Annotated in this window: 14 protein-coding genes; 6 read left to right on the top strand and 8 right to left on the bottom strand. The window is 74.4% G+C overall.

Features of this window, described 5'->3' with window-relative positions; all coding sequences use genetic code 11:
* Window positions 1-3: 3 nt before the first annotated feature.
* The 3 genes from ACGFZP_RS22265 to ACGFZP_RS22275 all read right to left on the bottom strand — a co-directional run bounded on the left by ACGFZP_RS22265 (window position 4) and on the right by ACGFZP_RS22275 (window position 3,947).
* Window positions 4-1,359, bottom strand: a complete 1,356-nt coding sequence (locus ACGFZP_RS22265) for a hypothetical protein (RefSeq protein ID WP_392935642.1) — start codon at window positions 1,357-1,359, stop codon at window positions 4-6.
* 193 nt (window positions 1,360-1,552) lie between these two features.
* Window positions 1,553-2,512, bottom strand: a complete 960-nt coding sequence (locus tag ACGFZP_RS22270; protein WP_392935644.1) for a glutamate ABC transporter substrate-binding protein — start codon at window positions 2,510-2,512, stop codon at window positions 1,553-1,555.
* A 13-nt stretch (window positions 2,513-2,525) separates the two neighbouring features.
* Window positions 2,526-3,947, bottom strand: a complete 1,422-nt coding sequence (locus tag ACGFZP_RS22275) for a hypothetical protein (protein WP_392935647.1) — start codon at window positions 3,945-3,947, stop codon at window positions 2,526-2,528.
* A gap of 459 nt (window positions 3,948-4,406) precedes the next feature.
* On the opposite strand from ACGFZP_RS22275, the gene ACGFZP_RS22280 reads away from it, so the two are divergent.
* The 4 genes from ACGFZP_RS22280 to ACGFZP_RS22295 all read left to right on the top strand — a co-directional run bounded on the left by ACGFZP_RS22280 (window position 4,407) and on the right by ACGFZP_RS22295 (window position 7,976).
* Window positions 4,407-4,982: a nucleosidase gene (locus tag ACGFZP_RS22280; protein WP_392935650.1), complete on the top strand. Its 576-nt coding sequence runs from the start codon at window positions 4,407-4,409 to the stop codon at window positions 4,980-4,982.
* Window positions 4,983-5,071: 89 nt separating this feature from the next.
* Window positions 5,072-5,590, top strand: coding sequence for a DinB family protein (locus ACGFZP_RS22285; protein ID WP_392935652.1), 519 nt, complete (start codon window positions 5,072-5,074; stop codon window positions 5,588-5,590).
* A 110-nt stretch (window positions 5,591-5,700) separates the two neighbouring features.
* Window positions 5,701-7,119 carry a hypothetical protein gene (locus tag ACGFZP_RS22290; protein WP_392935655.1) on the top strand — a complete coding sequence of 473 codons (1,419 nt, stop codon included), beginning with the start codon at window positions 5,701-5,703 and terminating at the stop codon, window positions 7,117-7,119.
* A gap of 236 nt (window positions 7,120-7,355) precedes the next feature.
* Window positions 7,356-7,976, top strand: coding sequence for a TetR/AcrR family transcriptional regulator (locus tag ACGFZP_RS22295; RefSeq protein WP_392935657.1), 621 nt, complete (start codon window positions 7,356-7,358; stop codon window positions 7,974-7,976).
* A 19-nt stretch (window positions 7,977-7,995) separates the two neighbouring features.
* Here ACGFZP_RS22295 and ACGFZP_RS22300 read toward each other — a convergent pair whose 3' ends face one another.
* Window positions 7,996-8,619 (bottom strand): cysteine hydrolase family protein, encoded by a 624-nt coding sequence (locus tag ACGFZP_RS22300; protein WP_392935659.1) that lies wholly within the window; start codon window positions 8,617-8,619, stop codon window positions 7,996-7,998.
* A gap of 71 nt (window positions 8,620-8,690) precedes the next feature.
* Here ACGFZP_RS22300 and ACGFZP_RS22305 point away from each other — a divergent pair, with 71 nt between their 5' ends.
* A complete protein-coding gene (locus ACGFZP_RS22305) occupies window positions 8,691-9,668 on the top strand; it encodes a GlxA family transcriptional regulator (protein ID WP_392935662.1) in 978 nt (325 codons plus the stop codon).
* 15 nt (window positions 9,669-9,683) lie between these two features.
* Here ACGFZP_RS22305 and ACGFZP_RS22310 read toward each other — a convergent pair whose 3' ends face one another.
* The 3 genes from ACGFZP_RS22310 to ACGFZP_RS22320 all read right to left on the bottom strand — a co-directional run bounded on the left by ACGFZP_RS22310 (window position 9,684) and on the right by ACGFZP_RS22320 (window position 12,461).
* Window positions 9,684-11,405 (bottom strand): dolichyl-phosphate-mannose--protein mannosyltransferase, encoded by a 1,722-nt coding sequence (locus ACGFZP_RS22310; RefSeq protein WP_392935664.1) that lies wholly within the window; start codon window positions 11,403-11,405, stop codon window positions 9,684-9,686.
* A 97-nt stretch (window positions 11,406-11,502) separates the two neighbouring features.
* Complete coding sequence (locus ACGFZP_RS22315; protein ID WP_392935665.1) at window positions 11,503-11,940, bottom strand: hypothetical protein; 438 nt, start codon at window positions 11,938-11,940, stop codon at window positions 11,503-11,505.
* Between the two features lie 11 nt (window positions 11,941-11,951).
* Window positions 11,952-12,461: a SigE family RNA polymerase sigma factor gene (locus ACGFZP_RS22320; RefSeq protein WP_392935667.1), complete on the bottom strand. Its 510-nt coding sequence runs from the start codon at window positions 12,459-12,461 to the stop codon at window positions 11,952-11,954.
* A gap of 350 nt (window positions 12,462-12,811) precedes the next feature.
* On the opposite strand from ACGFZP_RS22320, the gene ACGFZP_RS22325 reads away from it, so the two are divergent.
* Entirely contained in the window at window positions 12,812-13,765 is a 954-nt protein-coding gene (locus ACGFZP_RS22325; RefSeq protein ID WP_392935670.1) for a hypothetical protein, read from the top strand.
* A gap of 44 nt (window positions 13,766-13,809) precedes the next feature.
* Here the strand turns inward: ACGFZP_RS22325 and ACGFZP_RS22330 are convergent, their stop codons facing one another.
* Entirely contained in the window at window positions 13,810-13,998 is a 189-nt protein-coding gene (locus ACGFZP_RS22330; protein ID WP_392935672.1) for a hypothetical protein, read from the bottom strand.
* Window positions 13,999-14,145 lie beyond the last annotated feature (147 nt).

A 14,145-nucleotide genomic window follows, 5' to 3' on the forward strand; every position in this document is an offset into this window, starting at 1 on the left:
ACCTCAGCCCCCCAGTCCGTGTTCCAGTGCCTGACCGTCCACCGGCCCGCCGCCGGGCGGCCCGCTCTGCGCGGGCCGCAGCGACTGCTGGAAGCGGGCCACCGCGCCGGCCGCCGCCCGCAGGTCGCAGGGCGCGCTCCAGAGAAGCCAGCGGGCCTTCTCGTACCGTTCGAGTACTTCCGGGTCCTCGGCCACCCGCAGCCGGGCGGCCATCGCCTTGTACGCGTCCAGCCGCCCGCGCAGTTCGGCCCGGACGGCCAGCGGCTGGGTCACCTCGGTCAGCGCCTGCCGGGCCCGGGCCAGCTCCTTGGCGGCCGCGTCCTCCAGCGCGTCCAGCAGCGGCGCCAGCCGGTACCACTGGCCGCTCTGGCGCAACTCCAGTGCCACCACGATCCGTTCGCGCAGCGCCGAGGCGGGCCCGGGTACCGCGGGCACCTCGGTCGCGGCTATCTTCGCCAGCACCTCGCCGCGCGCCCGGCGGGCCTCCGCCAGGGTGGCATCGGCCCGTTGCAGCAGATCGCCGACGCCCTGCAGCCGCTCCTCGGCGTCGTCGCGCAGCCGCAGCATGCTCTCCAGCTCCAGCCGGATGCCGTCCAGCGCCCGCCCGGCCCGGTTGAAGCGCTCGGTGTCGACCACCCCGGAGGGCGTGGCCAGCGCGGTGCCGTCCGGGCGGGTGCCGCGCTGGGCGGGTACCCGGGCCGGGCGCCAGAGGGCCAGCGGGTCGCTGCGCACCTCGGCCCGCAGGTCGCTCAGTTCGGCGTCCAGTCCGACCAGGTCGTCGCCGAGCGGGTGGGCGCCCTCGCGCACGCCCAGCGATCCGGCCAGGGTCTGCACCCGGCGCAGCTCGGCCAGCAGCAGGTCGATCCGGGCGGGCAGCGCCGACCAGACGGCGTCGGCGGCGCTCACCACCTCCAGCACGGTGGCGTACCAGGCGTTCATCCGGGCCATCAGGTCGTCCAGGCTGACCCGTTCGACCAGCTTGGCGGGCGCGCCGAGCAGTTGCGGGCCGTCCGGCAGGGCGCCGCCGGGCACGGTGACGGCGGGGCCGGTCAGCAGCTCGCTCAGCTCGGCGAGTTCGGGGCCGCCGGGCTTGGTCTTGCGGGCGCGGACGGCCCGGGCCGAGGCCAGCGCCTCCGAGTAGCGGTCGAAGAGCGCCCAGAGCAGCGGCAGGCCCTGCCCGGCGACGGTCCAGCGCTCCTCGGTGCGGCCGGTCAGCCCGGCGCCGTCGAGCAGCCGCAGCCCGGGGTGGTCCTGGAGCGAGAGCAGCGCGGACTCGACCGCGTCGCGCTCCGCGCCGAGGCGCGCCAACGCGCGGTCCACCTCCTCCCGGCTCAGTACCGGGCCCGCAGATGCCGCCAACGCCGTCTCCCTCTCCCTGTTCCGCTGTCCTGCCGTCGTCCTGCCGTCGTCCTGCGTCGACTGCCGCCGTCCGGGTCGACCCGCCCCGACCCTAGCGGGTGCCCGGCGGCCCGGTCCGGGCCCGGCCGTCAGGGGCCGGTCATGGGTGCGCGCCGGTCGGGGGCGCGCACCGCGGCGCGGGCCTGCCGACCGGTCAGGGCTGCACCGGCCAGTAGTGGTCGGCGTCGTTCAGCATGTACGGCTTGAGCCAGCGGTCGTAGCCGGCCCGCCAGGCGCCGCTCGCGTAGTAGTCGGCGAGCACCTTGTTCACCCGGGCCGTCAGATCGGTGTCGTTCTTGCGCATCGCGATGCCGATGACGGCCGGCCGGACCTCGCCGTCCACCACCCGGACGGTCTGGTCCTGGGCGGCCTGACTGGCCGCGAGCCCGTCGTCGGTCATGGTCGCGTCGATCTTGCCGAGCTGCATCAGCACCAGGCAGTCCAGGTGGTTCTCCACCGTGACGATCTTCCCGACCTTCGGCCGGAGCTTCAGCTCGTCCTCCGCCGAGGAGCTCGACGCGGCGCAGACGGTCTTGCCGTCCACCGCCTCGTCGATGGTCGTGGCGGGGGAGGACCTCGGCACCACCACCCGCTGACTGGTGGTGAAGTACGGCTTGGAGAAGGCGACCTGCTCCAGCCGGTCGCAGGTGATGGTCATGGTCCGGACGATCAGGTCGACCCGGCCCTCCTGGATGAACTTGATCCGCTCGGCGGTCGGCACCGCCTTGAGGGTCACCTTCTCCGGGTCGCCCATGATCGCGGTGCCGATCGCCTTGGCGAGGTCGATGTCGAAGCCCTCGATGGCGCCGGTGTTCGGGTTGCGCGCCCCCCAGCGGAAGCTGTTCTGGTCCACGCCGATCACCAGGCTGCGCTTGGCCTTGATCGCCTTGACGGCCGGGCCGTCCTCGGTGCTCGGCGGCACGCTCCGGTACACGTCGCAGTCGGTGGCGGCCTGCTCCTGCCGCGGCGCCTGCAGTGCCTGCGCGGCCTGTCCGGGCGCGGCCGCGGGCAGGACGGCGCCCTGCGGGCCGCCCGCGCCGAGCACCGCAGCGCAGGACGCCAGCAGTGCCACGGCGGCCACCGAACGGGTCCGTACGGTCCCCTTGCGCATCATGCTGCCTCCCCCTCTACCGGTACTCGGCCAGGCGCCGGCCGAGGCCGCGCACCGCCGCGGCGGCCGCCGCCAGGGCCAGCACCGCGACCGCCACGGCGGCGGTGCGCAAGTCCCCGTGGGTGCCCTTCGCCGCTTCCTGGAACTTCTTCAGCTCGATGTCGGCGGCCTTCGCCAACTGCTGGTCGGTCGCGTTGAAGGAGGCGTCGGCGGTCGTCGGAACGTTCGCCTCCTTGACCGTCACGGTGGCGTCCAGCGCGCCCTGGTAGTCCGCCTCGACGTTCTCCAGCCTGCTCGCGGCCGCGTGCCGGTCGCGCCACTGCTGGTACTGCCGCTGGGCGTCCTCGATCCGGGGCTGCGCCTCGGGCGGCGCCAGCAGCAGGGCCTCCGGCAGCGTGCCGCCGCTGCTGCGGTCCACCGGTGCGTCGGTGCGGGACAGGTGCTCGGTGGTCTTCGCCCACAGGTCCGCGTACTTGGTGCTGGACCCTCGGGCGACGAAGTGCAGGTTCTCCGCGAGGCGGGCGGTCAGGACGTCCACCCGGGCCTGGTTGAGGGCCCGCAGCGGGGCGGCGCCCCGGTTCTCGCTGTCCTGCAGCGCGCCGCGGGCGCCGAGCCCGGCCACGGTCAGCCAGAGCACCCCGGCCAGTACCGCGGCCGTCGCGCCCAGCAGCCCGATGTTGAACACCCGGTTGGTGCGCCGGAACAGGCCCAGCTGGACCCAGACCAGCGCGCCCAGGGTCAGCAGGCCCAACCCGTAGGCCGCCCACGGCACCGCCTCGGCCGCGGCGTAGTCGTCCGCCAGCTGCCGGTTCTCGGCGGCGGTCAGTGCGGCGGCGGCCGGCAGCAGCACGGTGCGCATCTGCTCGGAGGCGTACCGCAGGTAGGCGCCGCCGAGCGGGTAGCCCTGCCGGTTGTCCGCCCGCGCGCTCTCCACCAGCCCGGCGTAGACCGGCACCTGCTGGTTGAGGGTGGCGAGCCAGCCCTGGGCGGGGGAGGAGGCGGTGGTGCGCGCGGCGGCCTCGGCGATCAGCCGGGAGGCCGTCGCGAGGTCCGTCTCATACCGCTGCCGGACGGCCTTCGGTTCGGCGCCCGCGAGCAGGAATCCGGTGGCCGCGGTGGTGTCCGCGTCGGCGAGGGAGCGGTGGATCTCGGCGGCCGCCTGGCTCAGCGGCTGGCTGTACTCGACCACCTGCCGGGCCGCCTGCGCCCGGGATTCGACCTGCCAGGCGGTGAGCGCGCCGAATGCCACGGTGAGCACCGCGAGCAGCGCCCCGGCCAGCCGCAGCCGCCCGGGCGCGGTCCGCGCGGCCCGGCCCAGGCGGGCGCGCAGGCCGGCCGCCCCGGCGACCGCCGCGGCGCCGTGCCGGACCGCGGCCGGGCCGCCCGGCCGCACCGGCACCGCCGTGCCCGACCCCTCCGTACGTACTGGTGTCGCCACCCGCCCCACCCTCCCCTGTGGCCGCCCCGTCATCCGGGCCCGGCCGTTGCCAGCAGTATGGCCGTCACTCCCCGCGGCCACACCCGAGTTGCGCCGATCTTGAGCATTCGTGAGCGGGGCCGGTGCCGGTCCGTGCGGTGCCCGGGCCGTCCCCGTCGTCCCCGTCGTGCGTGCCGCGCTGGTCCGTGCCGTGCCGCCGTGCCGTGCCGTGCCGCCGTGCCGTGCCGTGCCGCCGTGCCGTGCCGCGCCGTTCCGCAGTGCCGAGCCGGGCCCCCCGCCGGGCCGTCCCGCCGACCGCCGCGGTGAACGCCGTCGCGGTCCGTTGCCCGGCCGTTGCGCGCGGGCGACGACCGGGTCGACGCGGGATGCACCCTATGCGGTTCCCCCGACAGGTCGGAGCCGCGGGGTCCGCTTGTGTGCATCCCGGGCATCCGGGGCGTGCTCCGTACCATGAGCGGTATGCGACTGCTTGGAACGATCTCCGCCGACCGCCCGCTGCTCGTCGTCGCCGTCCGGGAGGAGGCGGCGTACCTCGGCGAGGAACTGCCGGTCCTGCTCACCGGCATCGGCAAGATCAACGCCGCGGCCGCGCTGGCCACCGTGCTGGCCGGCGGCCGGCACCCGTCCGAGGTGGTCAACCTCGGCACCGCCGGCGCCCTGCGCCCGGGCTGGGCCGGCACCCACACCGTCACCCAGGTGATCCAGCACGACATCGACACCCCCGCGCTGTTCGCGCTCACCGGCCGCACCTACGGCGCGCCGCTGGTCGTCGGCAAGGGCGACGGACCGGTGCTGGCCACCGGCGACCTCTTCGTCTCCGACGCGGCCGCCCGCGACCGCCTCGCCGAGCACGCCGACCTGGTCGACATGGAGGGCTACGCCGTCGCCACCGTCGCCCACCGGGCCGGGCTGCCCGTCCGCCTGGTCAAGCACGTCAGCGACGAGGCCGGCGACGGGGCCGGGCACACCTGGCGCGAGTCGGTCGACGACTGCGCCCGCCACCTCGCCGACTGGCTCCGCGACCAGAAGTGGTGACACCCCGCCAGATGTCCGCCGCCTGACCGGATCCGCCGGAGTTCCGCGGGGGCGGTCGGGCGCACGGCGCACGGCCTAGGCTGGCGCGCATGACCGACAGCACCGAAGCGCGCAAGCGCAGTGACGTCCGCCCGCCCGGGATCAACGCCGACGAGCAGACCACCCTGCTGACCTTCCTCGACTACCTGCGCGAGGCCGTCATCGGCAAGGTCGCCGGCCTCTCCGACGAGGAGGCCGGGCGGCCGGGCGTCGCCTCCGGTACCAGCCTGCTCTGGCTGGTCCGCCACCTCACCGCCGTCGAGCTCAACTGGTTCCTCTGGGCCTACCGGGGCGAGGACGTCGACCTTTGGGACGACGACGCGCCCGCGACCGGCGACGAGACGGTCGAGGAGTCGATCGCCGCCTACCGCGCGGCGATCGCCCGCGCCAACGAGGTCGCCGCCGCCGCGGCCGGCGCTCTCGACCGCCCGGGCGTCCGCTCGCTGCGCCCCAACGCCGAAGCGCCGTCGATGCGTTGGCTACTGGTCCACATGATCGAGGAGACCGGCAGGCACGCCGGTCACGCCGACATCATCCGCGAGCAGTTGGACGGCGCCGTCGGCCGTTAGCAGGCCCTGCCGACCGGGCCGCTGACGGTGGATGGAATACTCCCCCGCGCAGAACCCGACGCCGTCACGACGGAGTCGGGTGTTCATTTCACAGGGGGAACCACACGTTCATGTCTACGTCGCGTAGAACCAAGCGCCGTGTCCACGCCGTCCTCGGGGCGTCCGCGCTCGCGCTGACCATGCTCGCCACCACCTCGGCCTGTGGGCCGGACAACAGCGCGGGCGATGCCGCCGACGCCGTCGGCGCCGCGGCCGGCGCGCTGCCGACCAACCTCGACGACCTGAAGAAGTGGAGCTTCGAGGACTGGGAGAAGTGGGCGAAGGACTACGCCATCCCGGCCGCCGCCAAGGGCTACTGGGACTTGGAGAAGCTCCTCAGCGCCAAGCCGGTCGAGGTCGCCGCGCCGCCGCAGAAGCCGGGCGGCGGCCAGCCGCCGGCCTCCCAGGCCCCGGCCTCGCAGCCGCCCGCCACCCAGGCCCCGGCGAGCAAGCCGCCGGCCGGGCAGCCGTCGGCGCCCGTCAAGCCGTCGAACACCCAGCAGCCGGCCTCCCAGGCCCCGCACCAGCCGACGCAGGCCCCGGCCTCGCAGCCGCCCGCCACCCAGCCGCCCGCCACCCAGGCGCCGGCGAGCCAGGCCCCGGCCACGCAGGCTCCGGCGACCCAGGCCCCGGCTCCGGCGACCCAGGCCCCCAAGCAGCCCGGCGACAACGGCAACGACCCGCTGCCGAGCACCATCAACGCGCAGGCCGTGCCGCACCCGTACACCAAGTTCGCCTGGGAGGGGAAGCTCTTCTTCGACGACCCGGGCACCCAGCCCGGCAAGACCGGCGGCTCGCGCCACGTGTGCTCCGGCACCGTGGTGTCCGACCCCGCGCACCCCGGTAAGAGCAACCTGGTCTGGACGGCCGGCCACTGCGTCCACCAGGGCAAGGGCGGCAACTTCTACGCCAACTTCGAGTTCATCCCGAACTTCAACAGCAACGGCTCGGTGAGCGGCCGCAAGCAGGCCGAGCAGGCGCAGTACGCGCCGTTCGGCCAGTGGAACGGCGTGCAGGCCTTCACCTCGCCGGTCTGGAAGGCCGAGGGCGGCGAGACGGGCTCGCCCGCCACGCACTACGACTTCGCCCTGCTGCGGGTGAAGCCGGAGACCGACGGCGGCAAGTCGCTGGAGGAGACGGTCGGCGGTTCGATCCAGCCCTGGTTCAACGCCCCGCGCGAGCAGCTGAGCATCACCGAGTACGGCTACCCGGCGGCGCCCCCGTTCGACGGCATGGAGCTGAACCGCTGCGAGAGCGGCAAGCCGACCCGGCTCTCCTTCGAGCCGACCCGGCCGTCGATGCTCGCCATCGGCTGCACCATGACGGGCGGTTCCAGCGGCGGCGGTTGGCTGACCACCAAGGACGGCAAGCCCGCCCTGGTCAGCAACGTCTCGATCGGCCAGCACGACCAGGAGCCGCGCTTCCAGGCCGGCCCGTACCTGGACGACGTGGCCGCCGGCATGTACAACTTCGCGACCAAGAAGGGCTGACCTCCCCTCGCCCGACGGCGGCCCCGCACCCGTTCACCGGGTGCGGGGCCGCCGTGCGTCGGGCGGCCCCGCCTCGGCTGGAATGCTGAGGATCGGTCATCTCGCCCTGGTGGCACTCGTGTTGCGTCGAAGTGCACGGCTCACCCGGTTCGGGTCGAAGTCGGGTTCTAGAATAGATTTTCAGTTATCGGTAGCGCTACGATCTGCCGCCATGACGTCGACGAAGCGACCGGTCCATGTCCGCTAAGCAGCAGCGGGGCGAAGCCACCGTGGAGCGCCTGCTGACCGCCGCCCTGCAGGTGTACGCCGAGTCGGGCCGACCGGGGTTCACCGTCAGCGCGGTCGGCAAGGCCAGCGGGGTCAGCCTCGGCAGCCTGTACCACCACTTCGGCAGCTTCGACGGCCTCGCCGCCGCCCTCTACACCCGGTGCCTGGAGCAGCTCTTCGACGAGATGATCACCTCGGTGCGCCGGACCAGGACCGCCCGCACCGCCGTGCGCGCCCTCGTCCAGGCCTATCTGCGCTTCACCCGGGAGCAGCACGACGCCGCGCTCTTCCTGCACGCCTCCACCAACTCCGGCTACCTCGCCACCCACACCGAGGAGATCCGGGACGCCAGGGCGGCCAAACTGGGCAGCCTGGCGGCCCTGTTGCGTCCGCGGATCGAGTCCGGGGAGATCGCGCCGGTGCCGGAGCCGATGCTGGAGGTCCTGCTGCTCGGGCCGGTCGCCGAGACGGCCCGCCGCTGGCTGTCCGGCGGGTACGACATCGACCTCGCCGAGGCCTCGCGGGTGCTGCCCGAGCGGATCTGGCGGGCCCTGCGACCGGACGGCGACCACGGCGGCCCGCCGCGTTGACGCCCGGGCCCGCACACCCCTAGAGCGCGCTGACCACCGCCGGCTGCCCGGCCCGCGCGCCGGCCACCACGTCCCCGGTGGTGACGACCTTCGCGAAGCGCATCGCGTGCAGCACCGCGGCCGTGGCCCGGGCGAGTTCGGCGGCCGGTACGGTCACCCCGTCGGGGCCGGTCATGTCGAAGGTGTGCATCGCATCGACCGGGAACACCGCGTCGTACCCGAGGTTGCCGGCCATTCGCGCGGTGGTCTCGTTGCACACGTTGGTCATGATCCCGACGATCACCACCTGCCGTGCGCCGCGCTGCTGCAGCCAGGCGTGCAGGTCGGGCGTGCCGTAGAAGGCGCTGTTCACCGGCTTGGTGATGTGCAGGTCCGCGGGGACGGCCGCCACCGCGTCCTTCAGCTCGAACCCCGCCGTCCCCGGCACCAGCGGCCCGACCTGGGAGGCGTGCTGCACCACCACGATCGGCCGCCCGGTGGCCTGCCACACGTCGGTCAGCTCCGCGATCCGCAGCTCGGCTTCGGGGTTGTCCCGGGTGCCCCAGAACTCGTAGTCCTCGAAGCCCTTCTGGACGTCGATCACGACGAGGACGGCGTCGGCGTCGATGGTCAGCGGGGCGTCGAATGCACTGGTGTTGGTCATGGATCCATCCTGCGGCGGGCCGCGGTGAGCCGGTGATGGGCCTCGGCGCCACCCATCGATAGATTTCCGCCATGCGGACTGTGGGATGCCTGATCTTCGACGGGGTACGGCCGTTCGACTACGCCGTGATCGGCGAGGTGTGGGCGAACCGGGTCATACGGCCCGGCGTACCGCGGTTCGAGCTGCGGGTCTGCGGGCCGCAGGGCGCCCGGGTGCGGCTCGGCGGCGGCCTGGAGCGGACGCCGGACTTCGGACTGGACGGACTGCTGGAGTGCGACCTGGTCGTGGTGCCGGGCGTGGAGAACCCCGGTGAGCCGCGCGATCCAGGCGTCCTGGCGGCGCTGCGGGCCGTGCACGAGCAGGGGGTGCCGATCGCCTCGCTCTGCGCGGGCGCATTCGTGCTCGCCGAGGCGGGCCTGCTGGACGGCCGGACGGCCACCACCCACTGGGCGGTCGCCGACGAACTCGCCCGCCGCCACCCGGCGGTGGACGTCCACCCGGAGGTGCTGTTCACCGGCGGGGGAGACCTCTGGACCTCCGCCGGGGTGGCCGCCGGGATCGACCTCTGCCTGCACCTGGTGCGCCTCGCCCACGGCCAGCACGCCGCCGCCACGATCGCCCGCGCCATGGTCACCGCGCCCTTCCGGGCCGGCGGCCAGGCCCAGTTCATCCCGTCCCCCGTCCCGGAGGACACCGGCGGCGGGGACGACCCGCTGGCCCGCGCCCGGGCCGGGATCCTGGCCGCCCTGGACACCCCCTGGACGGTCCGCCGGATGGCCGCTCTGGCCCTGATGTCCGAGCGTTCCTTCGCCCGCCGCTTCGCCGCCGCCACCGGCACCACCCCGCTGCGCTGGCTGCTGGAGCAGCGCGTCCTCGCCGCCCAGCGGCTGCTGGAGGAGACCGACCTCCCGGTCGACGCCGTCGCCGTCCGCTGCGGCTTCGGCTCGGCGGTCTCGCTGCGCCCCGCCTTCACGGCCCGGGTGGGGGTGGCTCCGCGCGAGTACCGCCGGACCTTCCGCGGCCGGGAGCCTTCGGACTTGGTCCCATAGGGACCCCAAAGGGGCTCAGAACCAGGTGCCGAGCCACAGCCTGGCGCGCCAGTCCGCGTACGGGATGGTCTGCCCGGTGTAGATCGGAAGGAAGTGGACGAAGTTCCAGCCGATCAGCAGGACGAGCACCGCTGCCACCACCACGCCCCGGACGCGGCGCCGGTCGCCCGCCCCCGGCGGCCCCGCCAGCGCTCCCAGCATCATCGTCACGGCCAGGCTCAGGTACGGCACGAAGACGACCGCGTAGAAGGAGAAGATCGTGCGGTCCTGGTACAGGAACCAGGGCAGGTAGCCGGCCCCCACCCCGCACAGCACGGCGCCGGAGCGCCAGTCGCGCCGCAGCGCCCACCGGTAGAGCAGGTACCCGAGCGCGCAGCAGGCCGACCACCACAGGAGCGGGGTCCCCAGGGCGAGGATCGTCTGCGAGCAGGGGGCCGTGGTGTGGCAGCCGGCCGTGCCGGGCTCCGCCTGCGTGTAGTGGAACAGCACGGGACGGCCGAGGACCAGCCAGCTCCACGGGTTCGACTCGTACGCGTGGGGTGACTGCAGCCCCACGTTGAACTGGTACACCCCGTACTCGTAGTGCCAGAGGCTGCGGAGCGGCGCCGGAATCCACGACCAGGTGCCGCCGCGGCCGTCCGCCCAGTGCCGCCCGTACGCCTGGTCGGACAGGAACCAGCCGGTCCAGGTCACCAGATACGCCAGGGCGGCGGCCACGGCGAGGGCCAGTGCCGACCAGCCGTCCCTGCGCAGGACCGCGCGGTAGGGGCGGTGCGCGCCCGCGGTGCGGCGGGCGCCGGCGTCCCACAGCAGGGTGAGCACGAGGAAGAAGGCCAGGAAGTACAGTCCGTTCCACTTGACCGAGGCCGACAGCCCGAGGAAGAGCCCGGCCGCGAGCCGCCAGGGCCGCAGACCCGTCCCGGCGCGGTCGCCGGGGTGCCCGCCCGGGTGGGCCCGGCCGGCCGCGTCCACCGGCAGGGCGGCCGCGAGCCGGGCCCGGGTGCGGTCCCGGTCGAGGAGCAGCGAACCGAACGCCGCCAGCGCGAAGACCATCACGAAGAGGTCGAGCAGCGCGGTGCGGCTCATCACGAAGTGCAGGCCGTCCACCGCCATCAGCGCCCCGGCCAGGCAGCCCAGCAGGGTGGAACGGAACAGGCGGCGCCCGATGCGGCACAGCATCAGCACCGACAGGGTGCCCAGCGCCGCCGTCATGAAGCGCCAGCCGAACGGGGTCAGGCCGAACATCCACTCGCCGAGGGCGATCACCCACTTGCCCGTCGGCGGGTGCGCGACGAAGGCCCCGGTCTCGGACAGCGGGATCACCTGGGGGCTGCCGAGGATCTGCGGGTCGGAGGCCAGGTGGTCCGGCCAGTTGCCCTCGTAGCCGAGCCGCAGCATCGACCAGGCGTCCTTGGCGTAGTACGTCTCGTCGAACACGACCGCCCGCGGGCTGCCCAGGTGCCGGAAGCGCAGCAGCCCGGCGAGGAGGGTGACCAGCAGCGGCCCGCCCCAGCCGGACCAGCGCGCCAGCCGGTGCACCGCCGCGGGGGACAGCCCGAAGGCGTACCGCAGCCGCGAGCCGGGTTCGGGGAACGGCGTCACCAGGAGCTCGTGCACGGAGGGCTGCGGGCGCGTGGCGTACCCGGCGCGCTGCAGCTGCCGCGCCCAGGGGGTCGGCCGGGGGTCGGCCTCCTTCGGCGGCGGGCAGGCGGTGGCGGTCGGGTTCTCGGGTATCACGAAGTGGGCCTTCTCCTCGTGGAGGGCGGGACGAGCGGTGATCGGGTGCCCGGCGGGGCGTCCGGCCGGCGGGGTGTTCGGCCGGCCGGGGCGGTCCTCAGCGGCCGGGACCGCCGGTGCCCGTCCGGGTGGCCGAGATCCGGCCCGGCCCGGTGACCTGCCCGGTGACCTGCCCGGTGACCTGCCCGGTGACCGGCCCGGGCGTCGACAGGCGGTGCGGCGCCGGCGCCCCCACCGGCGCCCCCTCGGCGGGGGAGGCCGGGCGGCCCGGGGACGTCATCGTCACCGACTCGGCGGAGACGAGGGGGCGGGGCTGGGGGCCGGGGGGCCCGCCCCGGGAGTACGAGCCCGCCAGGACCAGCAGCGCGGCACAGAGCCCGGCGGTCAGCACCGACCCGGCGACCGTCCACGCCGTCCGGACCCGCTGCCGGGCGCGCACACCGGCGCGCAGCCGCTCCCGGTGGCGGTCCTCGTAGGCCGCGTCCTCCAGCCCGTCGCGCATCATGCGCACCAGCTCCTGCTCGAAGCGGTCCATGGCTCCCCTCCTCACTCGACCGGGCTGACCGTCTGGGCCAGCAACTGCCGCAACCGTGCGACGCCGCGGGCCGTGAGCGACCGGGCGGTACCCAGCGGGCACCCCAGCACCTCCGCGACCTGCCCCTCGGGCAGGTCCTGGTAGTAGCGCAGCACCACCGCGGCCCGCTGCCGCGCCGGAAGCAGCGCCAGCACGGCCTCCAGGCTGGTCCGTTCGTCCACGGCGGCGGCCTCGTCCGCCGACCCGGGCGGCTCGGGCATCCGGCCGACGGGCTGCTCGCCCCACCAGCGGCGCTGCGCCGAGCGGGCCGCGGCCCGGGCCAGGACCTTGCGCACATACGCCTCGGGCGCCTGCCCGGCCACCCGCGGCCAGGCGAACCACAGCTTGACGAGCGCCTCCTGCAGCAGGTCCTCGGCCCGGTGGCGGTCCCCGCCGGTGAGCAGCCGTGCCAGGTGGAGCAGCGCCGACCAGCGAGCCGCCACGAAGCGGTCGAACTCGTCGGCCCGCAACTGCCCCGTCAACCTCGGTCCCTTGCCTCCCCGCCGAGCATGCCGGCCCCTTGCGCGGAGCCGAGGGCGGCGCACGCGTCATCAACCGCGCGCGCCGCCGCACGACCGCGTCCCTGTACCCCTGACTAAGACGCTGGACCCCGCGCCGCTATGCACCCGACCCATGTGGCCTGGGTCACATCGGGTCGGGGGGTCCCGCCCGGCGGAGTCGGACTGGGCTGGTGCCGCGCGGGCCCGGGGCGGCCCGATGCGGCATCGCGGCACAACGGCTCCTCGCCCGAACGGTGTTGACGGATTATCGGCATGTCCGCCGGGCGTGCGGAGTATCGTCGCGACTCCTTCGCCACAGGTGGGAGACCAGGATGTTCCAAGAACCCCGCAGACCCGACCGTGCCGTCCAGCTCGCCAGGAGCCTGGACGCCGTCCTCCGCGGCCTGACCGCCGAACAGCGCGCCTTCGCGCAACGCCCGAAGCACGTGGGGCCCGCGCCGGTCCTGGACGACGACCAGAGCCGCGCCGAGCTGATGCTCATCTCCGGGCTCGCCGAACGCGCGATCGTCGAGCTCCAGCAGGGGAACCCGCTCAACGACGACGACCTCCCCGACCGCCAGCGCGTCGCCCTCACGGCCCTGGTCGCGGAGATCCGCCGACTGACCGCCGGGCACGAACGCCGGGAGGGCCGGGACGCCATGCGGCTCGTCCTCGCCTGGCTCGGCGGTGAAGGCGGCGAATCGGGGGAGGCGCTCCGCGACCTGCGCGAGCGGCTGCGGGCCCGGCTCAAGGAGCAGGCCTCGGCCGACGTCGCCGCCCAACCGGCCCCGGCGCAGCAGCAGGCGCAGGCGCCCGCCACCAACCAGGAGGTGCTCAGCGGGCTCCTGCGCGACATCATCGGGCATCAGGCCCCCGGCGGTGACCAGGCGAAGGTCAAGTCGGTCCTGGTGATCGACGGTGTGGCCTACCGGGGCAAGAACGGCGGGGCGGTGTCGGCCGTCACCGACGCTCTCATCAGGAGGCTGGTGACGTCGGTGGAGGACTGGACCCTCACCGGCTGCGCCGAGGTCCACGCCCTGGACGCCTTCGTGACGAGTCGGAACTACACCTCCGCCAGCGACGTGGTGAAGGACTTCACCGGGGTGAACCGCGTCACCGTCCCGCCGGCCCCCGCGCAGCAGATGGTCAAGGGCGCGGTGATCGCCGCGATGGACGCGCGCGGCTACCCGACCCGGGTCTGGGAGAAGCGGCTGCCCTGCGAGCACTGCCGGCAGTGGCTCGCCACGCTGCGCATCACCCCCGACACCAGGGGGGTCCTCAGCTAGTACCGCATCGGCCCCTGGGTCCTGTCCGGCGGATCATGCGACGGTCAGGGGATCCCGCCGTGCAGGACCTGGTGCCGCATCAGGCAGCGTTCGCCCTGTTCAGAAGACGACATCGTGATCTCGTCTCGGATACGGGCTTCGGTGTCGACGGCCACGAACTCCTGGATGAACGACTTCGGCGAGGTCCGCCGCGGCTTCCGGCGCACCGTGTCACGACGGAGTTCTTCCTCCACCTCGCCGCCACGTTCGTCGCCGTCCGCTGCCTCATCCGCGAGGCCCGCACCCGTTACCGCTGGACGGGCCGCCCCACCGCCCGACGCCTCCGGTGGTCCGTTCCTCGGTCGCTCTAAACTGTCGGCTCGGCCGCGGTGGGCGGCGAG

Origin of the sequence: Kitasatospora sp. NPDC048239, from assembly GCF_043202015.1 — a bacterium.
GTDB lineage: Bacteria > Actinomycetota > Actinomycetes > Streptomycetales > Streptomycetaceae > Kitasatospora.